Source organism: Actinomycetospora sp. TBRC 11914 (assembly GCF_012933465.1).
GTDB lineage: Bacteria > Actinomycetota > Actinomycetes > Mycobacteriales > Pseudonocardiaceae > Actinomycetospora.
In genome coordinates this window covers 140,870-166,979 of record NZ_JABBND010000008.1, presented here as the reverse complement: position 1 = coordinate 166,979, position 26,110 = coordinate 140,870, and the positions used below count along the sequence as shown (strand labels likewise).

Here is a 26,110-nt window from a genome sequence, read left to right as displayed (position 1 = left end):
ACCGCTGGCCCGACGACGGGGCTTTTCTGCCACTGGATGCAAGCAACGCCGCTTCGCTTGCACCGGGGGACGGGGTCAGTCGGTCGCCCGGTCCAGCGCCGCCGTGATCCGCTCCGCGGCGCGCCGCACGCCCTGCACCACGGCCGGCTTGCGGGGCCCGAGCACCCGGGACGTCGAGCCGACGACCGACACCGCCGCCACCGCCCGCCGGCCCGACCGACCGCTCCCGCCAAGGATCGGTGCCGCGATCGAGGACCAGCCGAGGTCGTACTCGTCCCGGCAGGTCGCGTACCCCTGCTCGCGGGTCTGGATCAGCGTCCGGTGCCAGCGCTGCGGGTCGACGACCGTGAACGGCGTCCGCCGCTCCAGCCCCCGCTCGAGGATCGCCGCGGTGAGCTCCCGGTCCGAGGCGGCGAGCACCCGGCCGATCGACGACGAGTGCGCCGGGTTGCGGTGGTAGTCGGTGCGGAACCGCAGCCCCGCGCCCGCCGTCTCGAGCCGCTCGAGGTAGAGCACGTCGGTCCCGACGGCGACCCCGAGCTGCACGGTCTCGCGGACCGTCTCGCGCAGCTCGCCGAGCACCGGCATCGCGACCTCGCGCAGCAGCAGCCGGTCGACCGCGAGCTGGCCGTACTCGAAGAGCCGCAGGCCGAGCCGGTACCGTCCGGCGCCGGACCGTTCGAGCAGCCCGCCGGCGGCGAGCGCCGCCAGCATCCGGCACGCCGTCGACTTCGCGATCCCGAGCCGCGCCGCCACCTTCGTCGCCCCGAGCTCCGGCTCGGTGGTGAAGCAGTCCAGCACGGCGACCGCGGTCGACACCGACCGCAGCGGCGAGTCCTCGGCGTCCTCGGGGAGCACCGCGGAGAAGGGCAGGACGGTCATCACGCCTCCCAGTTCGGGAACTCGTCGGCCGGGGGCACGTTCACCTCGGTGACCCGGTTGCGGTACGAGACGAAGGCGCTCCGGCCGCCCTCGCGCATCTTGACCCGGATCTCCTCGGTGTTGAGGGGCTCGCCGGGGTCGTAGCCGTGCGCCCACGTGGCGAAGGCGCGCATCGGGCCGGAGTGGGTCGCGGCGAGGATCCGCCGGTGGGTCAGCGAGCCGTCGGCGCGGCGCGACTCCGCCATCAGCCGGTGGAAGCCGCGCCAGAAGCGGCGCACGCACATCGCGGGCGGCTCAAAGTACATCATCGGGACCGTCAGCCACTCCTGGATCGGGTCGGCCCCGCCCAGCTGCGTGCGGTAGAAGCGGTCGATCTCGACCAGCCAGCGGGGCCGGTCGCCGACCGCCAGCCGCTCGAGGGTCTCGTTGGTGGCCTGGTACTGGCGGAACGCCGAGGTCACGTCGCGCAGGCCGTCGGGGGTCCACACCCCGAAGTTGCGGAGCTCGGGGATCGGCTCGGGGTTGGTGACGTCGGCGTCGATGCCCCACATCGACAGGCCGTCCTTGGCGCCGCGGAAGAGCTGGTCGGCGGTCTGGCGGGCCCGGTTGGTGTCCGCGCAGACGAGACGGACCTGGTCACCGTGGTCGAAGCGCCGGGCCAGCTCGTGCCCGCGCCGGTGGGCCTGCCACGCGCCCATCGGCGTCAGCCCGGCGTCGGTCGAGTACCCCTGGGTGATCCCGTGCCGGATGATCGAGATCTCGCAGACGATCTTCTCGGACGCCCGGCGCTCCAGCGGCGCCGCGATCTCCTTGCCGCGGCTGGCCTCGGCCAGCGCGGGGGTGAAGCGCTGGCCGTCGTAGGCCACCGAGGTGTCGACCGCGGCCGGGTGGGTGGGGGACGACGCTGACGGGGCCGCGGGCTCGGCCGCCGTCGTCGCCCGCTCCCGGAACCGCCGCAGGTACAGCGGCGTGCCATCGCCGGGACCGTCGGGACCACCCTCGGCGTCGGGCACCGCCTGGCGTCGGGACCGGTACTTCGACAGGTAGTCCGGGGTCTCGTAGCGGTCGACGGACCGCGGGTCGCGGCCCATCAGGAGTGCACCGTGAAGAAGCGCTCGTTGACCTGCCGGTGGTAGTAGAAGATCGCCCGGCCCATCTCCTCCTCGGTCCAGGTGATCGGCTCGAAGTCCGGGTCCACCCAGTAGCCGCCGGTGAAGAGCTCGTTGCGGTTGCCGGCCGGGTCGAAGAAGTAGGTGGTGTAGCCGCGGGTCACGCCGTGCCGCGTCGGGGCCACGTCGATCGGCACCCCGTGGTAGGCGAGGGTGTCGGCCGCGTCGCGGATGCCGTTCCAGTCGTCCATCCAGAACGCGAAGTGGTGCAGCGCCCCGTTCGGCCCGGTGATCACCGCGATGTCGTGCGGGGTGTGCGAGTGCTCGAGGAACGTGGCCAGCTGGTGGCCGTCGTTCGCGAGGATCTGCTCGGTGAGCCGGAACTCGAGCAGCTCGCAGAAGAACGCGGTGAACGCCTCCACGTCCTCGGCCATGACGAACAGGTGGTCCAGCCGGGGCGGCGCGATCCCGACCAGGTCCTGCGGCCGGGGCGGCGGGTTCGTCATCGGCAGCATGTTGCCCACGCGCTCGGTGCCGTGGGTGAGCTCGACCAGGTGCCCGCTCGGCGCCTCGAACCGGATCGCGTCGCCCCAGCCCGGCCCGAGCTCGCGCGGCGCGAACCGCTTGACCGGGACGCCGGCGGCCTCGAGCTTGGCCGTGAAGTGGTCGAGGTCCTCGGGGGCGTGGAGCTTGAACGACATGTGGTCGAGGCCGTAGGTGGGCGCGGCGCGCAGGATCACCGAGTGGTGCTCGCGCTCGTCCCAGCACTTGAGGAACACGCGCTCGGCGCCGTCGCGCTCGTCGCGGGCGGTCTCGACCAGCCCGAGGACCTCGGTGTAGTAGGCGGTGGCGAGCTCGAGGTCGGGGACGCGGACCTCGACGTGCTGCAGGCGCAGGATGCGGTCGGAGGACGAGTTGTTCGGCACCGGTCGGCCCCTCACGTGTGCATGCGCAGGAAGCGCTGGCTGACGACGTTCTCGTAGTAGAAGAGGCCCTTGCCGAAGTTGTCCTCGGTCCAGGTGAGGATCTCGGTGTCGGGGTCGACCCAGTAGCCGCCGGTGAAGACCTCGTTGCGGATCCCCAGCGGGTCGAAGAAGTAGATGGTGTTGCCGCGCGTGACGCCGTGCCGCGTCGGGCCCTGGTCGATCTGCACGCCGTTGTAGGCGAGCGTGTCGGCGGCCTTGCGGACGTGGTCCCAGTCGTCGAGCCAGTAGGCCCAGTGGTGCAGGGCGCCGTTGGGGCCGTTGACGATCGCGATGTCGTGCGGGGAGTTCGTGCGTCCGGCGAGCCAGACGCCGAGCTGGTGGCCGTTGCCGTCGAGCACCTGCTCGGTCATCCGCAGCCCGAGGACCTCGGTGAAGAAGCGGTGGGCCTCGGCGACCTCCTCGGCGTTGACCAGCATGTGGTCCATGCGGGGCGGGGCGATCCCGGGGAGGTCGGGCGGCGGGACCGGCGCGGGGTTGTGCTTGCCGAGCAGGTTGCCGGTCTTCTCGACGTCCCAGACCAGCTCCATGATCTGGCCGGACGGGACCTCGAAGCGCAGCGACTCGCCCTGGCCGAGCGCCTCGCCGCGGCTGACCCGGCTGGTGGGGCAGCCGTAGGCCTCGACCTTCGACTCGAAGTCGGCGAGGTCGTCCTCGGCCTCCACGCGGAAGGTGAAGGAGTCCATCCCGGTGCGCGGGTGGTAGCGCATCCGCAGCGAGTGGTGGTCCTCCTCGTCCCAGCACTTGAGGTAGACCGCGTCCTCGGTGCGGGCGACCTGCTGGAGGCCCATGACCTCGGTGTAGTAGGCGGTCGACAGGTCCAGGTCGGGGGTCCGCACGTCCACGTGCGCGAGCCGCAGGATGCCCACGTCCGGTCCTCTCGGCAGGGTGTCGGCGGGAACGCCGGTGTGCTTGACGTCACGACGCTAACCGCCCTAGCGTTCCGGAGAGAAGAGCAACCGTTCCGGTGGTCGGAACACGCGATCGACGAGGTGGGGAGGGCGACGTGGCCGACCCGATGGCCATGCGGCGCGCGGTCGCCGGCTACGTCGAGGGCATCCACCGCGCGTACGCCCAGCAGGCGTCGACGTTCCCGCCCGCGGTCCGCGGCCGGATGCCGCTGCTCGCTGCCGGGCGGTTCACCGTCGTCGCGGCCGGCGCCCGCAACCTGCACGTCCTCGCGACGACGGAGCCCCTCGGCCCGCTGCGCGGCGAGGAGGTCGAGCTGCCGGGCTCGCTCGACGGGCTGGACTGGACGGTGCGGTTCTACGACCCGGTGGTCCTGCCCGCCCTCGGGCTGATCGACGAGGGCGAGGCGCCGCGGCCCGACGAGGTCCGGGGCACCCTCGGGATCTCGACGGTGCTCTACCACCTGGTCACCCAGCCGGGCTCGGGCCTGAGTCCGCACCACGCGGGCCACGTCGGGTCGGGCCTGGCCAGCGGGCACTCCGCGGCGGCGCGCGACTTCGACACGCTGCGCTCCCGGGCCCGTGGGCGGGAGGCGCTGGTCGACGAGATGCAGGGCGCGGCCGTGGCCGGGCTCGCCCGCGCGCAGGTCCTGCTGGCCCGCGCGATCGCGCCGCACAACGCGGCGGTGGGCGAGGCCGTGGACGCCGCGCTGCGTCCGGGCACCGCCCCCGACCCCGACGGCGTCCGCCGCGTCCTCGTCGGCGCGCTCGGGGGCACCGTCGCGAGCACGGCGGGGGCGGTCTGAGTGGACGCGACACTGCAGTCGGTCAGCAACGCCGCGCGCCTGCTCAAGGCGTTCCTCTCCCGCGAGGAGACCCTCGGGGTCTCCGAGCTCGCGCGCCGGCTCGGGCTCGGCAAGAGCGCGGTCCACCGCCTGCTCACCACGCTCGCCGCGGAGGGCCTCGTCGCGCGGGATCCCGACGGCGGGTACCGGCTCGGCCTGGTCGTGTTCGAGCTGGGCGAGGCGGTGCGCTCCCACATGGACCTGCACGGGGCCGCCGGCCCGGTGCTCGTCGAGCTGCGCGAGCAGACCGGGGAGTCCTCGCAGGTGGGCGTCCTCGACGACGACGCGGTCGTCTACGTCGACCGCCTCGAGAGCAGCCACTCGCTGCGGCTGATGCACGACGCCGGGCGCCGCGTCCCGCTGCACTGCACCAGCTCGGGGAAGGTGCTGCTCTCGGAGCTCGGGGAGGAGGACCTCGAGCGGATCCTCGCCGGCGGGCTGCGCGCCCACACCCCGCACACGATCGTCGAGCCCGCCGCGCTCCGGGCCGAGCTGGCCACCGTTCGGGAACGGGGGTGGGCGGACGCGGTGAACGAGCGCGAGCTCGGCGTCGCGTCGCTGGCCGCTCCCGTGCGCGGCCCCGGGGGGCGCATCGTCGCCGCGATCAGCGTCGGCGCCCCGATCACCCGCTTCCGCGCCATCCCGCGCCCCCGCCTCGCCCGGTGCGTGGTCGAGGCGGGGGAGGCCGTCTCGCGACGGTTGGGGTGGGTCCCCGAGGACGAACGCGACGGAGCCCGACCATCGACACCACCGGAGGGACGGGGCCGCAGCCGGCCGCCGTCGTCGGGATCCGGATCGTCGCCGTCCACCGCCCGCACGAACGGCCAGGAGGCCGCGCATGTCTGACAGTGCCGACCCCTCGGGGCAGGGACTCGACGCCCCGGGCAAGGCCCGCGCGCTCTACGAGGCGCGGCGCACCCGGGTGCCGATCGCGCCCTTCACCGACGCGGACCCCTCGCTCGGGATGGCCGAGGGCTACGCGATCCAGCGCGAGCTGGTGCCGCTGCTGCTGGCCGACGGCGACCGGGTCGTCGGGTACAAGGTCGGTCTCACCTCGACCGCGATGCAGCGCATGGTCGGCGTCGACTCACCCGACCACGGCCCCGTCCTCGCCTCGACGGTCTACCGCGACGGCGACGCGCTCCCGCTCGACCGCTTCATCGCCCCCAAGGTCGAGGCCGAGATCGTGTTCGTGATGGGGGAGCGGCTGCTCGGCCCCGGCGTGGGCCCGACCGACGCGGCCCGCGCGGTCGCGGGGGCGGCGGCGTCGATGGAGATCGTCGACTCCCGCATCGCGGACTGGCGGATCAAGCTGGCCGACACGGTCGCGGACCTGGCGTCGAACGGCGCGGTGGCGGTGTCCTCGCGGGTGGTGCCGCTGGCGGGCCTGGACACCCGGCTGATCGGGATGACGCTGACGCGCAACGGCGAGCTGATCGACACCGGGGCCGGCGCGGCCGCCCTCGGCGACCCGCTGGCGGTGGTGGCGTGGCTGGCGAACGTGCTCGGCGAGCACGGGGTGGCGCTCGAGCCGGGGCACCTGGTGATGACGGGGGCGCTGCACGCGGCGGTGCCGCTGGCGGCGGGCGAGGTGTACCGGGCGGAGTTCGACCGGCTGGGCCCGGTGTCGATCCGCGTGACGGCGGGAGCGGAGGCAGCGGCATGAGTACCGAGGAGGAGCTCGCGGCGCGGCTCTCGAAGGCCGTCGCGGAGCGCCGGGCGATCGACCCGCTGACCGACGAGTACCCGTCGCTCGACCTCGAGACCGGCTACGCGGTGCAGCGGGTGCTCCGCGACCAGGCGGGGCCGCTGGCCGGGTGGAAGCTCGGGGTGACCTCGCGGGCGAAGCAGGCGCAGGTGGGAGTGTCCGCGCCGGTGTGCGGGTTCCTCCCGGCGTCGGCGGCGCTGGACCTGGGCGAGCCGCTGTCGGCGTCGTCGCTCATCCAGCCGCGGGCCGAGCCGGAGATCGTGTTCGTCCTCGGGCGTGACCTGTCGGGCGCGCACTGCACCGCGGTGGACGTGCTGTCGGCGACGTCGGGCCTCGCCGTCGGGATCGAGGTGCTCGACTCCCGGTTCCGGGACTACCGCTTCACGATGGCCGACGTCGTCGCGGACAACACCTCGGCGGCGCGCTACCTCGTCGGCTCGCCGGTCCCGCCGGCCGGGATCGACGTGCGGCTCGTGGGCGTGGTGCTCGAGAAGAACGGCGAGCTGGTGGCGACGGCGTCCGGGGCGGCCTCGCTGGGGCACCCGGCGGCGGCGGTGGCGTGGCTGGTGCGCCGGCTCGCGGCGTCGGGGGAGGGCCTGCGCGCGGGGGAGGTCGTGCTCTCCGGTGGGCTCACCGCGGCGACCCCGGTGGCGCCCGGCGACGTGGTGACCGTGTCGATCGACCGGCTCGGCACGGTGGAGATGGCTGTCGCCCTGTGAACGGATGTGGTCGTCCCGGCGACCACATCCGTTCACGTGGCGCCCGACGAAGGAGGGCCCTTCCCATGCCCCTGGTCCAGATCACGCTCGCCCGCGGGCGGAGCCCCGAGCAGCTCGCCGCGCTGGGGGAGAAGGTCACCGCGGCGGTGTCCGACGCGGTCGGCGCCCCGGCGGGCAACGTGCGCGTCGTCGTCACCGAGTGCGAGCCCGAGCACTGGTTCGTCGGCGGCGAGTCGTTGGCGCAGCTGCGGGCGTCGGGTCGGCGGTGACACCGTGCTCGTCGACCTCGGCGACCCGGCGGGACGCTCCGCCTGGACGGTGAGCGCCGCCGACGGCCGGACCTTCGCCGTCTTCGTGCTCGACGACGGGTCGGTGCGGGTGACCGACGCCGCCTGCCCGCACAACGCGGGCCCGCTGGTCGAGGGGCAGGTGCGCGGCGCGGAGGTCCGCTGCCCGTGGCACTGGTACCGCTTCGACCTCGACTCCGGCGCGTGCCGCACGACGACGCTCTTCGCGCTCACCGTGTACCCCGTCATCGAGGTGGACGGCCGGCCGCACGCGGACGTCGGGGAGGCCCCGCAGCAGCGGTCGTGGTCGGAGCGGTTGCGCGCCCACGCCCAGGAAGGCTGACACCGCAGGAAAGAAGGACTTCCACCACACCTGTCACTCCTGTACCTCTTGATCTCCGGATCGTGATCCGTCCTACTGGCACCGGACCGATCACCGGGGGGCGGGAGGCGTGATGGGCGGATCGGTACGGGTCGACGGGCTCTCGGGGCCGGACCCGTCGTCGTGACCTCGACCGTGCCGCGGCAGCGTCCGGCGTTCGCGGGGGCGTGGGGCGGCCCCGGAGCCGTGACCCTCGTCCCGCTCACCGTGCGGCCCACCGTCCCGACGACGCGCCGCGTCGTCGCGCCGCCGTCCGCCGACGAGCACGCACCGCATCGGGAACCGCCCGCGCCGCGTCGCGCGCGCCGCGACCGGCGCGTCGTCCCGCTGCTCCGGTTGGGTCTGCTCCTCGTGGTGGTGGCCGCGTGCACGTCCGGTCCCCTCGCGCAGACGCTGCCCGGTCGCGCGTCCCGCCCGCCGTCCGCGGAGACGGACCGTGCCGAAACACCCGACCCGTCGGCCGTGGTCGCCTCGCTCCTCGGCCCCGACTCGCGCGGTCACGTCTCGGTCGCCGCCGTCGACCTGGTGACCGGCCGCTCGTTCGGGGCCGCCCCGCAGACCCCGGTGCACACCGCGAGCGTGGTCAAGCTGGACGTGCTCGAGGCACTCCTCCTCCAGGCGCAGGACGACGGGCGCCGGCTCGGCCCGTCCGTCGACGGCCTGGCGACCGCGATGATCGAGGACAGCGACAACGACGCCGCGACCCGGCTCTGGGACCTGGCCGGCGGTGCCGCGGGGCTGGCCCGGGCGAACACCCGCCTCGGGCTGCACGGCACCCGGCTCGACGACGTCCACTGGGGGATGAGCACGACGTGCGCGGCCGACCAGGTCGCGCTGCTCGGTGACCTCGTGCGCCCGGGTCCGCTCGCGCCGGCGGCCCGGTCCTACGCGACGGGCCTGCTCACCCACGTCGAGGCCGACCAGCGGTGGGGGATCTCGGCAGCGGCCGACCCGGGGGCGGTGACCGGCCTGAAGAACGGGTGGCTGCCCCTCGACGACGACCAGGGCCGCTGGGTGGTCGGCAGCGTGGGCGTGACCACGGTCGCCGGCGACCCGGTCGCGCTCGCGGTGCTCAGCGAGCACCAGCCCACCGAGGAGTCCGGCATCGCGCTGGTGGAGGCGCTGGCCCGGACGGCCGCGCGGGCCGTCGCCGTCGACGCGCGGTAAGCGGGAGCCAACTTTCATTTCAGGTGTACGGTCGATGGTGTCGCCGTCCTGAGGAGCCGCCACCATGTCGATCGACGCCGCCGAGCTCCCGCTCCACGTCCAGCGCGACCGGTTCGATCCGCCGGCCGCGGTCAGCGCGCTGCGCGACCGGCCCGGCCTCGAGCGGGTCACCGACAGCCTCGGCCACCCGGCCTGGCTCGTCACCCGCTACGACGACGCCCGCGAGGTCCTCGGCGACGCGACCCGCTTCTCGAACGAGCGCCTCCCCGCGCTCCGGATGCCCGGCGTCGACCCCGAGGAGATGCGGGCGGGCCAGCTCCTCGCCCTCGACCCGCCCGAGCACACGCGGCTGCGGCGCATGCTGACCGGGGAGTTCACGGTCAAGCGGATCCGGCGTCTCCAGCCGCGGATCGCCGAGATCGTCGAGGAGCACCTCGACGCGATGGCGCAGGCCGGACCGCCCACCGACCTCGTCCCGGACTTCGCCCTGCCGATCCCGAGCCTGGTCATCTGCGAGCTGCTCGGCGTCCCCTACGACGACCGCGAGGCCTTCCAGAGCCGCGCCGGGAAGCAGATCGACCTCACGCTCCCGCTCGAGGAGCGGGCCCGGGTGACGGTCGAGTCGCGGGCCTACATGGGGGAGCTGGTCGACCGGGCGTTCGCCGCGCCCGGCGACGACATGCTCGGCATGCTCGTCCGCGAGCACGGCGACGACCTCACTCGCAACGAGCTGATCGGGATCGCCTCGCTGCTGCTCATCGCGGGCCACGAGACGACGTCGAACATGCTGGCCCTCGGCACGCTCGCCCTGCTGCGCCACCCGGACCAGGCCGCGACCGTCCGGGCCGGCGGCGACGCGATCACGCCCGCCGTCGAGGAGCTGATGCGCTACCTGTCGATCGTCCACGCGGCCGTCCCGCGGGTCGCGGTCACCGACACCGAGGTCGGCGGCGAGCCGATCGCGGCCGGCGACATGGTGCTCGTCCAGCTCGCGGCCGCGGACCGCGACCGGGCGCTCGTCGAGGACCCCGACCGCCTCGACGTCGGGCGCGCCGCGGCGCCGCACGTCGCGTTCGGGCACGGCGTGCACCACTGCCTGGGGGCGCCGCTGGCCCGCATGGAGATGACGACGGCGTTCCCGGCGCTGCTCCGGCGGTTCCCGACGCTGGCCGCGACGACCGACGTCGAGCGGGCCGACTTCCGCGAGGGCACCTTCGTCTACGGGATGCGCAGCCTCCCCCTGACCTGGTAGCCGGCCTCCGGCCTCGCCGCGCACCTTTGGTCTCCTCCCCGCCCGGGTACCTGGTGGGTGGTTCACCCTCCAGCCGCCGACAGGCGCCGTGTGCGCACCCGAAGGCGGGGAGGTCCCACCATGGCCGCACCACGTCGCCCCTCCCGGGTCCTGCTCGGGGTCGCCCGGCTCGCCGCCTGCACCGTCCTGGCCGGCGTGCTGCTGGCCGGGGTGCTGTTCCCGCTGGTCGGCGGGGCGGGTCTCGTCTCGCAGGCGGCCAGCTCGTCCACCGCCACCACCACACCCGGCGTCATGGGCGGGTCGATGCCCTCGACCACCACGGTCACCGACGCCGCGGGCACCCCGATCGCGAGGCTCTTCGACCAGGACCGGCAGGTCGTGCCGTCGTCGGGCATCTCGACGGCGATGAAGGGCGCGATCGTCGCCATCGAGGACCGGCGGTTCTTCGCCGAGTCCGGGGTCGATCCCCGCAGCGTCGGGCGGGCCCTGGTCAACAACGGGTCCGGCGGCTCGACCCAGGGCGCGTCGACGCTGACCGAGCAGTACGTGAAGAACTACGACCAGTACGTCGTGGCGACGACGCCCTCCGAGCAGCTCCGCGCGACCGCGCCCTCGCTCGGCCGCAAGATCCGGGAGGCGCAGGTCGCCGAGCAGCTCGACCGGTCCCTCCCGAAGGACGAGATCCTCACCCGCTACCTGAACCTCGTCTCCTTCGGCAACGGCACCTACGGCGTCGCGGCCGCCGCCCGCACCTACTTCGGCACCACTCCCGACCACCTGACCGTGCCGCAGGGCGCGCTGCTCGCGGGGATGGTGCAGAGCCCGACGGCCTACGACCCGGTCCGCCACCCGCAGGCCGCGACCGGGCGCCGCAACGTCGTCATCGACCAGATGCGGGCCGCCGGCGAGATCGACCCGACGACGGCCCGGGCCGCGGCCGCGGCTCCGCTCGGCGTCGACCCCGCGCTCCCGCAGCCCACCGACGGGTGTCTCGGTGCCGGCGACGCCGGGTTCTTCTGCTCCTACGTGCTCGACTACCTCGACCGCGCCGGGATCCCGCCCGCGCAGCTCCGCCGGGGCGGCTACACCGTCCGCACGACGATGGACCCGGCCGCGACGAGGGCCGCGAAGGCCGCGGTCGACGGGCAGGTCACCCCGACGGCGCCGCACGTCGCCGACGTCCTCGCGACCGTGCTGCCCGGCCCGACGTCGCACCCGGTGACCGCGATGGTCGCCAACCGGACCTACGGGCTGGACTCCGCCACCCGCCAGACCACCTACGACCTGCCCGGCGACCCGGAGAACCTCGGCGCCGGCTCGGTCTACAAGATCTTCACCTCGTCGACGTACCTCGCCCAGGGCGGGGGGATCCACGACGTCCTCCCGGTCCCGCAGCCGACCTACACCTCGGCGCTCACCCCCGGCTACACGATCGGCAACGCCGAGCCGAACCCGCCCACGCTCTCGCTGCAGGACGCCCTCGCGCGCTCGCCCAACACGGCGTTCGTCAAGCTCGAGGAGTCGACCGGCATCGCGCCCGTCGTCGACACCGCCGTCCGGATGGGCCTGCGCTCCCTCGCGGAGCCGACGGCGCCCGGGAAGCCGTCCGCGGCGGACGCGATGAAGTCCGGGAACCAGGCCTCGTTCACGCTCGGCCCCACGCCGACCAGCCCGCTCGAGCTCGCCAACGTCGGCGCGACCCTCGCGAGCCACGGGGTCTGGTGCCCGCCCGACCCGATCGCCGCGGTGACCGACCTGCGTGGCCACCCGGTGCCGGTCTCGACCGAGCCGTGCTCGCAGGCGGTGTCCCCGGCGGTCGCCGACACCGAGATGACCGGCCTCTCGAAGGACGACCAGCCCGGCGGCACGTCGCAGCCGGCGGCGCAGGCCACGCACTGGTCGCGTCCCACCGCGGGGAAGACCGGGACGACCGAGACGGCCGAGTCCGGGGTGTTCGTCGGCGCCACCCCGACGCTCGCCGGGGCCTCGGTGGTCTTCGACGACTCGCCCTCGCCGCGGCCGATCTGCGACGGCACCCCGCCCACGAGCTGTTCGCAGGGCTCGCTGGCCGGCGGGAACGTGCCCGCCCGGACCTTCTACCAGGCCGCCGGCAGCGTCCTCGGGAGCACGCCGCCGCAGCCGCTCCCCGCGCCCGACCCGGCCTACGTCACCGGCGGCCGGCGGATCTCGGTGCCGTCGGTGGTGACGCAGGACCAGACGGACGCCACCGCCGCGCTCCGGCAGGCCGGGTACACGGTCCGCGCGGTCCCCGTCGCCAGCCGCGCCCGGGCCGGCGCCGTGGTGGGGCAGGACCCGCAGGGCGTCGACGCGGTGCGGGGCGAGCAGGTGACGCTCTCGGTGAGCACCGGGCAGATCACGCCGGCGCCGCCGCCGCCGGGCTGACGGTCAGGGGACGACCGTGACGGGCCACTTCCCGGCCTTGATCAGCCGCCCGGCCAGCGACCCGACGAAGCGGTGCCCGGCCTTCATCGAGGCGCCGACGACGACCGCGTCCGCCCGCAGGTCGTCGGCGGCGCGGACGATCTCGAGGTAGGGGTCGCCGTGGACCATCATCAGCCGGGCCTCCATCTCCAGGAGGCGCAGGTACTCCTTGGCCTGCTCGTGGAGGTCGGCGGCGAGGTCGTGCGCGGACTCGGCCAGCACCGTGACGGCGTCGGCGGACAACGACGACATCGCCGGCGTCGTCGTCACCGTGATGACGACGAGCTCGGAGCGCTGGCGGCGTGCCAGGCCCACGGCGTAGGCACCGGCGCGGAGCGAGGTGGTCGAGCCGTCCACCGCGGCGAGGATCAGCGTCGGACCGTCGGTGCCGAGCTCGAACCCGTCCACGGGGTCCAGTCTGCGCCCGGGACCGCCCCCGCGTCGATCACGCCGACGACGACGGCCCGCCGGTCGCCACCGGCGGCAGACCCCGGGCCGCCCGGACCTCGTGCACCATCGCCTCGAGCAGCTCGACCACCTCGCGGTCGTTCCGCCGGGTGGTGCACGACCGCTCGAAGGCCCGGTCGATCCAGGCCTGCTGCTCGCCGTGGGACTCCGCGGCGGGTCGGTCGAGGACGGCGGTGCCGCCGCCCACGCCGGGGTCCACCCGGTCGGGGACCGGCAGGCGGGGCCGCGGGGCGAGCGGGGCGCCGTCGCCCTCGAGGTGACGCCGCAGCACGTCGGCCACCGCCCGCGACGCGGCGTCGGGGTCGGCGTCGGGGTCGGCGGCGCCCGCGGTGCCGATGAGGGCGGGCACCAGCAGGACGAGGGCCGCCCGGGCCTCGTCGCCGACGACGTCGTTGGCACGCCGGGACAGCTCCGCCAGGAGCGGGTGCACCGATCTCGGGTGGTCGGTGTGGGCCTCGCCGCCGAGCAGGGCCGCGTACTCCATCACGCACGCGCCGACCTCGACCGACCGGTGGCAGTTGCGGCTCGGTACCGGCAGGCCGTCCGGCCACACCTCGATCTCGTCCATCCCCGACTCCCGTGACCCATGCCTCACTCGAAAGGGCCAACGCTACCAGGGCTCAGTGCGGGGGCTCGTGGCCGATCGCCGTCTCGCCGGTGGGGGCGATCTCCCCGGTCCAGCCGCACGCCGAGCACCAGCAGTAGAACCGCCGCTGGTCGCCCTCCCAGAACTCGCTGGCGAGGTCGACCGCGGCGGCGCACGCCGGGCAGAAGCGCGGGGCGTCGCGCCGGTGCGCCTCGGCGTCGGCGGCGAACCGTCGGTCCGGGGGCGAGCTCACCCGACGGGTCCCGAGTCGACCTGGGCGTCGACGCCCGGCTCCAGAGTGGCGTCGCCGATCCCGCCGGCGGGCGTGAACGACTCGCGGCCCGCCGCCTTGTCCTTGCCGACCTGCTCGGCGGCGGAGAGGTGGACCTTGCGGATGGTGTCGAGCATCGGCGAGTAGCGGGTCGAGCCCATGTCGCAGAAGTCCAGCGCGAACTGGGCGCCGCCCGCGTGGAACTTGTCCTTCTCGCACGGCAGGTCGATGCGCTCGTGCGGGGTGCGGATCACCCCGAGCGGGTCGTCGCCGTTCTCCACGGCCGCCATCTGCTGCTTGAACATCTTGCGCAGCATCGAGACGCCGATGTCGGAGCGGCCCAGGTGCTCGGTCGTGCGGTCCGTGATCGGACCCTGGGTGCACCAGGCCATGATGTCCTGGCCCTCGACGTAGTTCACGACGTGACGACCGCGCTCGTCGAACACCGGGATCTCGTAGTCGGGGATCGTGGGCTGCTCGAGCGGCTCGTAGCCCTCGGGCGCGTGGACGGTGTAGAGCATGAACCGCGTCGTGGTGCGGTTGATCGGCACCCGGATCTGCATCTGGTGGATGCCGCCGCCGCCGACGCGCATGTTGTAGGGGAAGACCAGCGGGTGGCCGACCTTCCAGTCGTCGTTGTCCTCGCTCGCCCCCGCGAGGATCCGGCGCTTGATGATGCCCCACTCGAACGCGTCGAAGCCGATGCGCTGGTGCTGCTTGCCGAACGACGGCGGGGCGGTGAATCCCTCGTGGTTGCCGATGAACTCGAAGTACCGGCCGTGCAGGTGCTCGACGTGGTGCGGGTCGACCGCGTTCTCCATGACCTGCACGTAGTTGCAGGGGATGTCGGCCCAGCCGATGTCGCGGTAGCCGTCCATCACGTAGACGTCGAAGCGCGGCAGCAGGGGAGCGGGGTCGGGGCCGAGGTAGGCCCACACCAGCCCGCCGAGCTCCTCGACCTTCCCGGCGGTCGCGCGGACGCGGCTCTGGAAGTTGGTGTTGTCCTTCTCGGCGGGCTGGTCGGTGCACGCGCCGTCGGTGTCGAACTTCCACCCGTGGTACGGGCAGCGCAGGCCGTCGCCCTCGACGACGCCGTAGGCCATCGACGCCTTCCGGTGCGGGCAGGGCTCCGGGATGATCCCGTACCGGCCCGACGGCGAGCGCCACAGCGCGAAGAACTCACCGAGCAGCTCGATGCGCTTGACGGGGAACTCGGTCATCTCGCGGGTGAACGCGACGGGGTACCAGTAGCGGCGCAGGACCTCGCCCATGCGGGTCCCGGGCTCGACGGCGGTCAGCTCGTCGTTCTGCTCGGCGGTCAGCACGGCGCCTCCCGGATCGTGGTGGTGCTCACCACGCTAGGGAGCCGACGAATCACGGGGAAGCGCGCTGTGCCGGTGTGCGGGACAGCGGCCCTCCGGGCTACCCGTGGTCGCGGTGCAGGCGGGCGAGCATCCGGTTGTAGGCGGCGAGGGCCTCGTCGTCGTCGTCGAGGTCGTCGTCCCCGGCCCGCGCGTCCCCGGTCTGCTCCGAGTACGCCGAGCGGCGCGCGGACTCCAGCCACGGCCCGAAGTCGACCCGCCCGCTGGGGTCGGAGACCCACAGCCGGCCGAGCAGGACCATGATCACCATCATCAGGCCGTCCCCGCCGACCCACATGATGGCGCCGCCGAGGTGCACGCCCTCGAGGTCGTAGGCGGGGAACATCGACGCGGGCGCGAGCATCAGCACGACGCCGACCAGCGTGTCCACGCCCATCGCGACGAGCATCAGCACGAACCGCGCGAAGTAGGCGGGACGGTGCGGGAGCACGTCCACGCCGATCGCGGTGTGGAAGAAGAGCAGCCCGGCGACCAGGTAGAGCGCCTGCTCGGTGTGGTGCAGGGCCATCGAGGACGCCATCGCCTCCATGAACCCGGTCAGGTGGGTCAGGACGACGACCGCGGCGTAGACCACGAGCACCGTCGCCGGGAACGTCAGCCCGCGCACCACGCGGCTGCCGACCACGGCGTCGAACCGCCGGGCCGCGCCCCCGCGCAGGTGGTGGCGCAGCAGCTCCAGCGGGTGGCCGGCGACCCAGAGGGCCGGCACCACCATGATCAGCATCAGGTGCATGACCATGTGCACGGCGAACGCGCCGTGCCCGAACACCGCGATCCCGGAGTTCCAGGTGAGGACGGCGGCCGCGAGCGCGCCGAGGAACGAGGCGGTGCGCCGGACCGGCCACGAGCCGTGCCGGACCGCCCCGGTGAGGTAGAGCGCGCCGAGCACGAGCAGGACGGCGTCGACCCCCCACGCGATCTCCCACGTGGTGAGCACGTCCACCCACGCCGGCCCCGGCGCGGGCCCCATCGGCCCCATCGTCTGTCCAGCTCCAGCCACGGACACCATGGTGCTCCGCCCGCCCGGCCCCGGCAGCACACCGGCCTGCGCCGGTGGCCACACCCCGGGGCTCGCGGCGCGCCCGGGACCGCGATCGTCGAATTCCCGGTGTCGAATTCCCTCTCGCCCCGAATGGTCCGTTGCGCTTCCGGCGGGCGGCAATGCTCCGTTGTCGGACGGTTCTGCGCGGGGCCGCGGAGTGGTCGAGGTCCGTTGTGTCCAGATCGTGTCGGAACGGTGCGCTGTGCGCGCTCCCGCAGGTCGGACCGCTCTCGGCTTCCTGTGGAGGAGGTGTGAGAGAACTGTGCGCGGTAACGACTCCGCTCTCGATCACGACCAGATCACCGCGACCTCGGGCCGGTGCGCGAGCATTCTCGACCCCGGTCTATGGTCGCCATTCTTCGATGTCGTCGCCGTGCCGAGTGTCGCCGTCCCGGCGATGCGCGACCGCTGTCAGGAGGCCACGTTTTGACCGAAGATTCCGGCCGGCTCCGGCTCGCCACCGACCCGCGCGAGCACGCTGCCCCGTCGCACCCGCCGTTCCCGGCGCCCCCGGAGCACGGCCACGTCCCCGGACCGGACTACCACGGTCCGATCTGGGTGGACGGCACCGGCTGGGTGGTGCCGCGCGGCTGGCACCCGCCGCACGGCTGGCACCCGCCGCAGGGCTGGCACGAGCCGCGCCACTGGGACCACGACGCCTTCCGGCACTGGGTGCACGAGCACTACCGCAGCGACCACGACTGGCGCGGCTGGGAGCGGCACGACGGCCACCACGACCGTCACCACGACGGCCACCACGACCGTCACCACGACGGCCACCACGACGGCCGCGGCCATGAGCGCCCGTGGGAGCACCGCGACGAGCACCGGGCGAGCTGGGAGCACCGCGAGGAGCACCACGACGGCCGCGGCCACGACCGCCCGTGGGAGCACCGCGACGAGCACCGGGCGAGCTGGGAGCACCGCGAGGAGCACCACGACGGCCGCGGCCACGAGCGCCCGTGGGAGCACCGCGACGAGCACCGCGCGAGCTGGGAGCACCGCGACGACCACCGCGGGCCCGACCACCGCGGGGACGAGCACCGCGGGGACGAGCACCGCGGCGGCCACCCGCAGGACCGTGCCTGGGAGCACCGGGACGACCACGGACGTCCGGACCCCCGCGGTCCGCAGCGGCCCGGCCCGGAGCACCGCGGGTCCGAGCATCGCGGGTCCGAGCACCGAGGCTCCGAGCACCACGGCCCGGAGCACCGCGGCTCCGAGCACCGCGGCTCCGAGCACCGCGGCTCCGAGCACCCGCACGGCCGCCCGGGCGAGCACCGGCCGGGTCACCACGAGCCGGGTCGGGGCGAGCCCGGTGAGCACGGGCAGTCCTTCGGCCAGCCACCCGCCGGCCCGCTGGCACCGGGGCTCGCGCCGGCCGCGGCGTTCGGCGGCAGCTCGTTCGGCTCGGCGCCGGGAGCACCGGCGGCCGAGCGGGGTCCGGTCGCGCAGACCGGCGCGGCCGGTGGCGGCGCCGCCGCTCCCGGCGGTGCCACCCCGTTCGACCCGAAGTCGCCGGGGCCGGTCGCGTCCCAGCCGCTCGGTCACAACATCACCCAGGCCGCGGCCGTGAACACGCCCGGGTACCAGCAGGTCGCGGCGCAGGGCACCAGCGCGGCGGCCGGCCACGGCGGCGCTTCCGGCGCCCCGCAGGCCGACCTCGGCGGGCAGTCGGGTGCGGGTGCCGCCGGCAGCTCGGGCACCGGGCCCGGCGCCGGCGCGACGGCGTCGGGTGCGCACGGTGCGACGCCGGGCACGGTCGCGACGCCCGGCACCGGCGCGACGCCGGGGACGGCCACGGGCACGGGCACGGGAACGGCGCCGGGGACCAACCCGGCCGGCGCCGGTGGTGCGGCCGACCCCAACCACGTCCCGACCACCAACAGCACGGCGCCGAGCGGCGCCATCCACTCCGGGACCACGGGCACGACCGGTGCCGTGACGCCGGACAGCCACGCGGGTCTCGGGAGCGGGCTGACCACCCAGGACCCTGCGGCGCACGTGACGCCGACCACGCAGGACCCGGCGCACCACAACCCGGCGACCGACCACACCACGACGCCGCACTGACCGCCCGACCACCCATCGAACGGGAAGGGGATCCGCCCTGTCCGTGATGATCCGTTCCACGGTGAGCGGCAGCGGTGATCTCTCCCGCCTGCTGGAACGGGCCGACCGGCTGGCCACGGCGGCCGGTCGGCCCGACCTGGTGGAGCGGCTCGGGGTGGTCCGGTCGTGGCTGGCCGGTCGCCCGGTGTGCGTCGCCGTCAGTGCCGGTGCGGGGTCGGGCAGCGCGATGGCCCGGTCCCTGGCCCGCGTGTCGGCCCGGACGTTGCCGGGGGCGTCCTACGTGGACGCGCCCGGCTCGTCCGGGGCCGGCCGGTCGGTACCGCCGACCGCCGTCGACGTGGTGCTGTTCGTGACCGATGCCCGGCGCGAGTACGGGCGGGTCGAGCTGGACGCGCTCGCCCGCCTCCGGGCCCAGTACTCCCAGGTCGTCGCCGTGCTGACCAACTACGAGGCCTGCCCGGACCTGGCCACGGTCCAGGCGGTCGACCGGCAGCGGCTCCAGGGCGCCGGGCTCGACGACCCGGCGATCCCGCTCCTGCCGGTGTCGACGGTGATGTGCGACGACGCCTGGCTGCGCAACGACGACGCGTCGCTGGTCGCCTCGGGCGTGCCGCAGCTGGTGGAGTACCTCCGCGACCACGTCGACAGCGGGGTCGACGCCCGGCTCCGCGACGCCGCCCTGGCCGAGATCCGCGGTGTGGTCGAGGCGCTGCTGCCGGGGTGGTCGGCCGAGCTGACCCGGCTGCAGGGCGAGGCCGCGGCGCCGGGCGGACGCCAGCAGGCGGCCTCGGCCGAGCTCGACCGGCGGCAGCGGCTCTCCACGGCCTGGCAGATCGCCCTCGCGGACGGTGTCACCGAGCTGGGCGCCCAGGTCGACTTCGATCTCCGCGAGCGGTTGCGCGAGGTGCTGGAGTCCGCCGACGAGCAGGTCGCCAAGGGCAACCCGTTCGGGGACTGGCCCGCGTTCGACAGGACGGTGCGCGACCAGGTCCGGGCGGCGGTCACCACCGACTACCAGGTCCTCCGCAGCCGCGCGAGCGGGCTGGCGACGACGGTGGTCGCCGAGATGACCGGCACCCCCGAGGGCTCACCGGCCGGGGTGGCGCTGCCGCGGCTGCGGGTGCAGGACCCGGACGACGCGCTGCGGCGCCTCCCCGCCATGCCGGCGCCGGAGGGGGGCGGCAGCCTGCTCTCGCGCATCGTCAACAGCGTGCGCGGCTCCTACGGCGGCATCCTCATGGTCGGCGTCCTCACCAGCCTCGCCGGCCAGCAGCTGATCAGCGTCTACTCCGTGGCCGCCGGGGTGCTGCTCGGCGTCTTCACGTTCTTCGAGGACCGCCGGAGCACCCTCGAGCGGCGGCGGGCCGAGGGGCGGGTGGCGGTGGCGAAGCTGCTCGACGCGGCCAACTTCCGGATCGGCGACGACCAGCGCACGCAGCTGCGCGCGGTCCAGCGGACGTTGCGGGACCACTTCACCGTCGTCAACGACGAGCGGCTGCGGCAGGCGGCCGAGGCGGTCCGGACCGCGGCGTCCGACGACGGCGCCGTTGCGGCGCGCGTCGTGGAGCTCGAGTCCGGCCTCGTCGAGCTCCACGAGCTCCGCACGCAGCTCTCGACCGGGCACGACGGCCAGGGCGGGCGCCGCCTGGCCGCCGTCCGGTCACCGTGACCGGACCGGGTCACACCGGCAGGGCCGACAGCGACTGCCACTCCTGCCAGGTGAGCGACCAGTCGTAGATGTCGGTGCGCGGCATCGGCACCGGCGAGCCCGTGACCTCCACCGGGTCCCCGAAGATCGCGGTGTTGAAGTAGTTCTCCGCGTCCTGGGTGGAGAGGTTGACGCAGCCGTGGGTCACGTTCTCGTTCCCCTGCGCGCCCTCGGAGAGCGGGTTGGCGTGGATGAACTCGCCGTTGTTGGAGATCCGGACCGCCCAGTGCTCCGGCACGTTGTTGTAGCCGTACGCCGGGTTCGACATGAGCACCGTCTGCTGCTTGCTCATCACGACGTGGACGCCGTTGGTCGTGTTGCGGTTCGGATCGGCGCCCAGACCGTAGCTGGCGGGCACGTCCTGGAGGGTCTTGCCGTTCCCGTCGACCACCAGCATGTGGAACGAGTTCACGTCGGCCTTCACGATCTGCGCCCGGCCGATCGTGAAGTGCGAGGTGACGTTCTCGGTGCCCCAGGTGCCCCCGCCGACGTCGACGCCCTGCAGGTTCGCGGCCACGCTGACCTGGGTGCCGGGCTTCCAGTAGTTCTCGGGCCGCCAGTGCGCGCGGGAGCCCTGCTCGGTGTCGGGCAGCCAGGCCCAGGAGCCCGTCGTCGGGACCGAGGTCTGCACGGACAGCGCCCGCTGGGCGGCGGCCTTGTCGGTGACGGTGCCGTCGAACTGGACGATGATCGGCGCGGCGATCCCGACCGTGGCGCCGTCGCCGATGTTGAGGTTGGCGCCGATCTTCTGCTGCGGCGTCACCGTGGTGAACGAGCCGGTCAGGGGCTGCGCGGCGCCGTTGCCGTCGAGGACGAGGCCCTTCCACGTGTAGGTCGCGCCGAAGGCGAGCGTCGCCGTGCTCGTCCAGCCGTCGGGCAGCGGCCGCCCGGGCACCGCCGCACCGTCTGGCCCGACGAGGGCGATGTCGGTGAGCCGGCCGTCCGCGACGTGGACCGCGGCGGGCTGGGCGGGGGCCACCCCGGTGGCACCCGCGGCGGGCGTCGTCGTGATCCGGGCCGGGGGCGCCGATGGCGCCTCCGCCTCGGCGCTCGACCCGGACGCACCGGGCCCGGCCGTCGCGCGGTGGACGTTGCCCCAGACGGTCACGGCCGCCAGGGCCACCGCGAACGCCACCATCACCCCGAGCAGAGCCCGCCCGAGTGCCATCGACCCACACCCCCGAGTCGTCGTCGTCCGGGTACCGCGTCACGGCCCCGCCCCGTCGGACGCCTCGCGTCCGGGCCGGTTCCACCATGGTGCCCCGCGCGTGACACGGAGGTGGTGTGGCGCACCGCTCCCGGGACGATTCGTGACCTCTCCCCGGCGTCGGCGCCCTACCGGCCCGGGATGGGCCTGCCCGAGAACAGGTACTTCTGGGCGAGGGCGACCGGGTCGTAGGCCGGGCCGCCGGGAGGAGATGCCGCGGACACCGCCGGTTCCGGCTCGGCGGTGGTCACCGGGCGGGTCTGGACGATGCAGACCGGGTCGCCCGCCCGACGGTGCCGCCCGATCACCCACTCGACGTCGACCGGGTGCCCGTAGTGCTCCTCGATCGCGGTGACGGCGGCCGCGATCGCGCCGACCTGCTCGTCGTCGAGCACCCGCCGGTCGGCGAGCTTCGCGGGCATCTCGATCTCGGTGACCGCGCCGACCGCGAAGTCGAACGCGCTCACGACCTTCTTGTGGGCCACGTCGTAGCGCAGCACCCGGCCGTCGGCCTTGCCGATCTCGACGTGGTCGGGGTCCACCAGGCCCTGCACGATCGCCTCGCCCCAGCCCCAGCTGGTCTCGACGACGATGCGGTCGCGCTTGCCGGTGACCGGGTGCACCGAGAACGCCACGCCCGAGGCGCGGGCGTGGATGAGCTCGATGACCCCGACGGCGATCGGCATGTCGTGGTGGCTGATGCCGCGGCGCAGCCGGTAGGCCAGCGCCCGTGCCGTGAACAGCGATCCCCAGCAGCGCCGGACCGAGTCGAGGACCCGCTCGATGCCCGAGACGCCGAGGTAGGTGTCGAAGATGCCGGCGAACGACGCGTCGGCGGCGTCCTCGCCCGTGGCCGACGAGCGGACCGCGACCGGGACGTTGACGTCCACGCAGCGCAGGCACAGTTCCTCGTAGGCCTCGGTGAGCCGGGCGGTGAGGTGCTCGCTGATCGGGGTCGACGCGAACAGCTCCCGGACCGCCGCCGAGGCGTGCTCGACCTCGGCGTCCGACGGGTCGGGGCCGACCCGGGAGAGGATCTCGTCGATGCGGCCGTCGAGGCCGGAGTCCCGGCAGTGCCGCCGGTAGGCCTCGACGGTGACCGCGAAGCCCTGCGGCACCTGGACCCCGGAGGCGAGCAGCTCGGCGAGGCGGCCCATCTTGGCGCCGCCGCACGCCACCGCCTCCTCGGGCGCGACCTCGTCGAGCCAGGCGATCGCCTCGCAGCTGTGCCGCTCGGGGGCGGGCTCCACCCCGGCGTCCGCGGGTGCCGCCGTCATGCGGGGACCTCCGGGGACCGGACGGCCGACGCCACGTCGGCGGCCCTGGTGAGGATCGTGACGACGCCGTTGCTGCCGTCGACCTCCACCTCGTCGCCGTCGGCGATGGACAGGGTCGCGACACCGGTCGCGGTCACCGTCGGGACGCCGTACTCCCGGCCGACGATCGCGGCGTGGGAGAGCATCCCGCCGCCGTCGCAGACCGCGCCGGCGATCTTGCCGAAGGCCGGGGTCCAGTTCGGGGAGGTGGACTCGCACACCAGGACCGAGCCGGGCTCGAGGCGGTGGAGCTCGTCGGAGGACTGCAGCACCCGGGCGACGCCTCGCGCCACGCCCTTGGCTGCGGCCACCCCGGAGATCGTGGTCTGCTCGGCCGCCTCCGGGTTCTGCACCGCCTTGATCGACTGCGGGTTCAGCCCGAAGATCTCGATGAGGATCGGGTCCTCGACGGCCTCCGGGATGGTCCCCAGCACCTTCGGCATCTCGCTGCGCCGGGTGTGCCAGTGGTCGAAGTACTGCCGGCGGGCGTCGACGAGGCCGCGCAGGCCCGCGTCGTAGGGCCGGTCGCCGCTGGCGACGTCGCGCAGCTCGGGCCAGAACAGGTAGAGCATGTCGTCCTGGCGGTCCGCCTTCACGCGGTTCGCCAGCTCCTGGCAGCCCCACCGCAGCGGGAGCATGACCTTGAGGTCGATGTAGTAGTTGTGGTCGTCCTGCCACCAGGGGAAGTTGGCCTCCTGGTTGGACGCGAGCCCGGCGTCGAAGACGGCCTGCTCCTCGCGGGTCAGCCCGGCGCGGGCGTTCTCGATCGCCTCCTGCCGCTCGGCCCAGGCGTTCGACGCGGCCGCCTCGAAGTCGTGCGGGTCCCGACGCTGCAGGAACGTCTTCACGAGGTCGAGCGGGATCGTGTTGTCCTCGATCCAGCTCGGGACGCCGACGTCGCACGTCGCCTCGGCCCGCCACCCGTAGATCTGCAGGAAGTCGTCGAACTCGGTCAGCCAGAGCGACGCGGCACCGCCGTGGCGCGCGAGGGCGTCGCGCAGCTGCCCGCCGTCGTGGGCCTGGAAGACCCCCTCGAGCCCGGCCGCGCGCGCCTTGAGCGCCAGCTCGTAGAGCTTGCGGTCGGTCTCCATGATCTTGGTGTCCTCGCCCTGGAGGAACTTGCCGATCTCGTTGGGGTTGATGCCCATGTCCGCGCAGGCCCCGTAGAAGCCGAGGAAGTTCGCGAGCATCGGGTACATGACGCCGAAGTGGATCTCCATGGCCCGCTTGTGGTAGCGGCGGCCCTGGGCGAGGAGGTTCGGGAGCTCGTCGCCGCGGACCTTCGTGAAGTCGATGCCGCGGAAGTACGACCAGGTGTTCTCGAGCTCGTCGCGCCCGGACTCCCAGATGCTGCGGTAGTTCGTGAGGAAGTGGGGGAGGTTCGTCGCGATGCGCCCGGCGCGGGCCTCGATCTCCCGGGGGTCGGTCTCGGGGAGGGCGGACCCGTAGAGGTGGGTGCCGGCGAACCGGGCGGTGACGCCGCGCCCGGGCGGGAGCGGGAGCGTCTCGGCGGCGTGCTGGGTGCCCCAGCAGTAGCCGTCGCCGCTCCACAGCGTCGAGCCCAGGGGCGTCAGCCCACGGGACCAGTGGAAGTCGAGGAACCAGAACTGGTTCTCGTCACCGGGCCGGAACGGGCCCGCGGGATCGACGATCCACGGCATGTCGAAGAACTCCGGCTTGTACCCGGGGTACCACTCACCCGTGCTGTAGGCGTCGACCGGGACGACGTTCGCCATCTGACCCTCCTCGGCGATGAGATCGGGGTGACCGTCATCCAACCGGAGGAGTGACGCAAGCAACACGTTCGCGGGGACGGAACGTTGCGGCCGGGCGAACGGCGGGGCACCGCCGGCGTTCGGAGGGGTCCTAGCCTGCGGACCATGAGCACCCCCCGAGCGCTGCTGCTCGACATCGGTGGCGTCCTGCTCACGTCGGGCCACGAGAGGATGGCCGAGCTCGGGGTGCGGCGGCCCGAGCTGGCGTCCTTCACCGACGTCCGCGGGCTGCTCGGACCGGCGACCGACCCGGCGTGGGACGACGTCCTGGCCGAGCGCTCGCGGGAGCGGGGCTACTGGGCCGCGCGGGCCGCGGAGTACGCGGCGCTGGTGGGGGACTCCTCGGACCGCGGGGTGCCGGCGCTGATGGAGGTGCTCTACCCCGAGGTCGAGGGGATCGAGCACTTCCGCCCCGAGGTCGTCGCGCTCATGGACGACGCCCACGCCGGCGGGCTCGTCGTCGCCGCGCTGACCAACGACCTCGCCGCGTTCCACGGGGAGGCCGACCTCACCGACCACCCGGTGCTGAGCCGCTTCGACACGATCGTCGACGGCTCCGTCACCGGGGTCCTCAAGCCCGACCCCGGCGCCTACCGGATCGCGCTCGAGGCGCTGGGCTGCGCGGCGGACGAGGTGGTGTTCGTCGACGACATCCCCGGCAACTGCGCCGGCGCCCGGCGGGCGGGCCTGGTGACGATCGAGGTCGACCTGCGCGACCCGGGGGTGGCGTTCGGGCGGGTGCGGGACGCGCTGGGGCTGTGGGCGGCGGCGTGAGCGGGAACGTCAGCGGGAACGTCAGCGGTGTCGCATCGCAGACGCTGGACGTCCGGAAAGCCACACCGTCGGGCGGGTCCGCGGCCGCCGTGGTGGTCGGCGCCTCCGGGGCACTGGGCTCCGCCATCGCCGCCCGCCTGGTCCGCGCGGGCCTCGTCGTCGTCGGGGTCGCCCGGAAGGCCCCCGACCCCGCGACGGGCCTCGTCGGGTGTGCCGCCGACATCGGCGACGACGCCGCCGTCGACGCGATCCGCGCGGCCGTGGACGACGTCGGGCTGCCGGTGCGGATGGTCGTGCAGGCGGCCGGGCTGCCGGCGGCCGGTCCGCTGCCGACGATCGACCCGGCCGCGCTCGGCGCCGCGGTGGCGCTCAAGGTCGGCGGGATGCTGCGGCTCGTCCGCGCGGTGTCGCACCGCCTGGGCCCCGGCTCGCGGCTGGTGGCGCTCGGCGGTCACTACGGCAGCGAACCCTCGCCGCACACCTGCGCGGCCGGGGTGACCAACGCGGCGCTCGCGAACCTCGTGCGCCAGCTCGCCGACCACCACGGCCCGAGCGGGGTGACCGCCCACCTCGTCGCCCCCGGCCCGGCCGACACCGACCGGCTGCGACGGCTCTCGCAGGCCCGCGCCGACGACCGCGGCGTGGACGTCGAGGAGATCCTCGCCGAGCGCCGGGCCGAGTCGCCGCTGGGCGCGCTGGTCACCGCGGAGCAGGTCGCGTGGGCGGTCGCGACGCTGCTCGACGACGAGGCCGACGCCCTCACCGGCTCGACGCTGGCCCTCGACGTCGGGGCCCGCCGGGGGCTCTTCTAGGCCGCGGCGACC

The 26,110-nt window shown here is 74.3% G+C and carries 25 protein-coding genes; 13 read left to right on the top strand and 12 right to left on the bottom strand.

Going from position 1 to position 26,110, the window contains the following annotated elements:
- Window positions 1-75 precede the first annotated feature (75 nt).
- Genes HH311_RS14900 through HH311_RS14885 form a run of 4 tightly spaced genes read right to left on the bottom strand, consistent with a single transcriptional unit; the run spans window position 76 to window position 3,843 of the window.
- Window positions 76-882, bottom strand: coding sequence for an IclR family transcriptional regulator (locus tag HH311_RS14900; RefSeq protein ID WP_169184445.1), 807 nt, complete (start codon window positions 880-882; stop codon window positions 76-78).
- Window positions 882-1,973, bottom strand: coding sequence for a histidine phosphatase family protein (locus HH311_RS14895; RefSeq protein ID WP_169184444.1), 1,092 nt, complete (start codon window positions 1,971-1,973; stop codon window positions 882-884). The genes HH311_RS14900 and HH311_RS14895 overlap by 1 nt, the downstream gene beginning before the upstream one ends.
- Window positions 1,973-2,917 carry a catechol 2,3-dioxygenase gene (locus tag HH311_RS14890; RefSeq protein WP_169184443.1) on the bottom strand — a complete coding sequence of 315 codons (945 nt, stop codon included), beginning with the start codon at window positions 2,915-2,917 and terminating at the stop codon, window positions 1,973-1,975. The genes HH311_RS14895 and HH311_RS14890 overlap by 1 nt, the downstream gene beginning before the upstream one ends.
- Before the next feature lie 11 nt (window positions 2,918-2,928).
- Entirely contained in the window at window positions 2,929-3,843 is a 915-nt protein-coding gene (locus tag HH311_RS14885; protein ID WP_169184442.1) for a catechol 2,3-dioxygenase, read from the bottom strand.
- Window positions 3,844-3,980: 137 nt separating this feature from the next.
- Between HH311_RS14885 and HH311_RS14880 the strand changes: the two genes are divergently transcribed.
- The 9 genes from HH311_RS14880 (at window position 3,981) to HH311_RS14840 (ending at window position 12,645) form a co-directional block, all read left to right on the top strand.
- Window positions 3,981-4,688 carry a hypothetical protein gene (locus tag HH311_RS14880; protein ID WP_169184441.1) on the top strand — a complete coding sequence of 236 codons (708 nt, stop codon included), beginning with the start codon at window positions 3,981-3,983 and terminating at the stop codon, window positions 4,686-4,688.
- The gene (locus tag HH311_RS14875) at window positions 4,689-5,573 is read left to right on the top strand and encodes an IclR family transcriptional regulator (RefSeq protein ID WP_169184440.1); all 885 of its coding nucleotides are present in this window, start codon (window positions 4,689-4,691) and stop codon (window positions 5,571-5,573) included.
- Window positions 5,566-6,393 carry a 2-keto-4-pentenoate hydratase gene (locus tag HH311_RS14870; protein ID WP_169184439.1) on the top strand — a complete coding sequence of 276 codons (828 nt, stop codon included), beginning with the start codon at window positions 5,566-5,568 and terminating at the stop codon, window positions 6,391-6,393. The genes HH311_RS14875 and HH311_RS14870 overlap by 8 nt, the downstream gene beginning before the upstream one ends.
- The gene (locus tag HH311_RS14865) at window positions 6,390-7,154 is read left to right on the top strand and encodes a 2-keto-4-pentenoate hydratase (RefSeq protein ID WP_169184438.1); all 765 of its coding nucleotides are present in this window, start codon (window positions 6,390-6,392) and stop codon (window positions 7,152-7,154) included. The genes HH311_RS14870 and HH311_RS14865 overlap by 4 nt, the downstream gene beginning before the upstream one ends.
- Window positions 7,151-7,423 (top strand): 2-hydroxymuconate tautomerase, encoded by a 273-nt coding sequence (locus tag HH311_RS14860; protein ID WP_312030162.1) that lies wholly within the window; start codon window positions 7,151-7,153, stop codon window positions 7,421-7,423. Before HH311_RS14865 ends, HH311_RS14860 begins: the two co-directional genes overlap by 4 nt.
- Before the next feature lie 4 nt (window positions 7,424-7,427).
- Window positions 7,428-7,784 (top strand): Rieske (2Fe-2S) protein, encoded by a 357-nt coding sequence (locus HH311_RS14855; protein ID WP_169184436.1) that lies wholly within the window; start codon window positions 7,428-7,430, stop codon window positions 7,782-7,784.
- Between the two features lie 162 nt (window positions 7,785-7,946).
- Window positions 7,947-8,990, top strand: a complete 1,044-nt coding sequence (locus HH311_RS32685) for a serine hydrolase (RefSeq protein ID WP_169184435.1) — start codon at window positions 7,947-7,949, stop codon at window positions 8,988-8,990.
- Between the two features lie 64 nt (window positions 8,991-9,054).
- Entirely contained in the window at window positions 9,055-10,242 is a 1,188-nt protein-coding gene (locus tag HH311_RS14845) for a cytochrome P450 (RefSeq protein WP_169184434.1), read from the top strand.
- A 120-nt stretch (window positions 10,243-10,362) separates the two neighbouring features.
- Window positions 10,363-12,645, top strand: coding sequence for a penicillin-binding protein (locus tag HH311_RS14840; RefSeq protein WP_169184433.1), 2,283 nt, complete (start codon window positions 10,363-10,365; stop codon window positions 12,643-12,645).
- Between the two features lie 3 nt (window positions 12,646-12,648).
- Here the strand turns inward: HH311_RS14840 and HH311_RS14835 are convergent, their stop codons facing one another.
- The 5 genes from HH311_RS14835 to HH311_RS14815 all read right to left on the bottom strand — a co-directional run bounded on the left by HH311_RS14835 (window position 12,649) and on the right by HH311_RS14815 (window position 16,391).
- Entirely contained in the window at window positions 12,649-13,092 is a 444-nt protein-coding gene (locus HH311_RS14835) for a universal stress protein (RefSeq protein ID WP_169184432.1), read from the bottom strand.
- 37 nt (window positions 13,093-13,129) lie between these two features.
- A complete protein-coding gene (locus tag HH311_RS14830) occupies window positions 13,130-13,720 on the bottom strand; it encodes a hypothetical protein (RefSeq protein WP_169184431.1) in 591 nt (196 codons plus the stop codon).
- 52 nt (window positions 13,721-13,772) lie between these two features.
- Window positions 13,773-13,991: a hypothetical protein gene (locus tag HH311_RS14825; protein WP_169184430.1), complete on the bottom strand. Its 219-nt coding sequence runs from the start codon at window positions 13,989-13,991 to the stop codon at window positions 13,773-13,775.
- Window positions 13,988-15,334: a Rieske 2Fe-2S domain-containing protein gene (locus tag HH311_RS14820; protein ID WP_169184429.1), complete on the bottom strand. Its 1,347-nt coding sequence runs from the start codon at window positions 15,332-15,334 to the stop codon at window positions 13,988-13,990. Before HH311_RS14820 ends, HH311_RS14825 begins: the two co-directional genes overlap by 4 nt.
- Window positions 15,335-15,431: 97 nt before the next feature.
- Window positions 15,432-16,391 carry a cytochrome c oxidase assembly protein gene (locus tag HH311_RS14815; protein WP_169184428.1) on the bottom strand — a complete coding sequence of 320 codons (960 nt, stop codon included), beginning with the start codon at window positions 16,389-16,391 and terminating at the stop codon, window positions 15,432-15,434.
- Window positions 16,392-16,859: 468 nt separating this feature from the next.
- Here HH311_RS14815 and HH311_RS14810 point away from each other — a divergent pair, with 468 nt between their 5' ends.
- Window positions 16,860-18,506 (top strand): hypothetical protein, encoded by a 1,647-nt coding sequence (locus HH311_RS14810; RefSeq protein ID WP_169184427.1) that lies wholly within the window; start codon window positions 16,860-16,862, stop codon window positions 18,504-18,506.
- 46 nt (window positions 18,507-18,552) lie between these two features.
- On the top strand, window positions 18,553-20,175 hold the full coding sequence (locus HH311_RS14805; RefSeq protein ID WP_169184426.1) for a hypothetical protein: 1,623 nt from the start codon (window positions 18,553-18,555) through the stop codon (window positions 20,173-20,175).
- Window positions 20,176-20,185: 10 nt separating this feature from the next.
- Here the strand turns inward: HH311_RS14805 and HH311_RS14800 are convergent, their stop codons facing one another.
- The 3 genes from HH311_RS14800 to HH311_RS14790 all read right to left on the bottom strand — a co-directional run bounded on the left by HH311_RS14800 (window position 20,186) and on the right by HH311_RS14790 (window position 24,473).
- Window positions 20,186-21,382 carry an Ig-like domain-containing protein gene (locus HH311_RS14800; protein WP_169184425.1) on the bottom strand — a complete coding sequence of 399 codons (1,197 nt, stop codon included), beginning with the start codon at window positions 21,380-21,382 and terminating at the stop codon, window positions 20,186-20,188.
- 167 nt (window positions 21,383-21,549) lie between these two features.
- Window positions 21,550-22,698: a PEP/pyruvate-binding domain-containing protein gene (locus tag HH311_RS14795; RefSeq protein ID WP_169184424.1), complete on the bottom strand. Its 1,149-nt coding sequence runs from the start codon at window positions 22,696-22,698 to the stop codon at window positions 21,550-21,552.
- A complete protein-coding gene (locus HH311_RS14790) occupies window positions 22,695-24,473 on the bottom strand; it encodes a PEP-utilizing enzyme (protein WP_169184423.1) in 1,779 nt (592 codons plus the stop codon). The genes HH311_RS14795 and HH311_RS14790 overlap by 4 nt, the downstream gene beginning before the upstream one ends.
- 144 nt (window positions 24,474-24,617) lie before the next feature.
- Between HH311_RS14790 and HH311_RS14785 the strand changes: the two genes are divergently transcribed.
- Together HH311_RS14785 and HH311_RS14780 are read left to right on the top strand one after the other, a co-directional pair.
- Window positions 24,618-25,286 carry an HAD-IA family hydrolase gene (locus HH311_RS14785; protein ID WP_169184422.1) on the top strand — a complete coding sequence of 223 codons (669 nt, stop codon included), beginning with the start codon at window positions 24,618-24,620 and terminating at the stop codon, window positions 25,284-25,286.
- A complete protein-coding gene (locus HH311_RS14780; protein WP_312030161.1) occupies window positions 25,283-26,098 on the top strand; it encodes an SDR family oxidoreductase in 816 nt (271 codons plus the stop codon). Before HH311_RS14785 ends, HH311_RS14780 begins: the two co-directional genes overlap by 4 nt.
- Window positions 26,099-26,110: the final 12 nt, after the last annotated feature.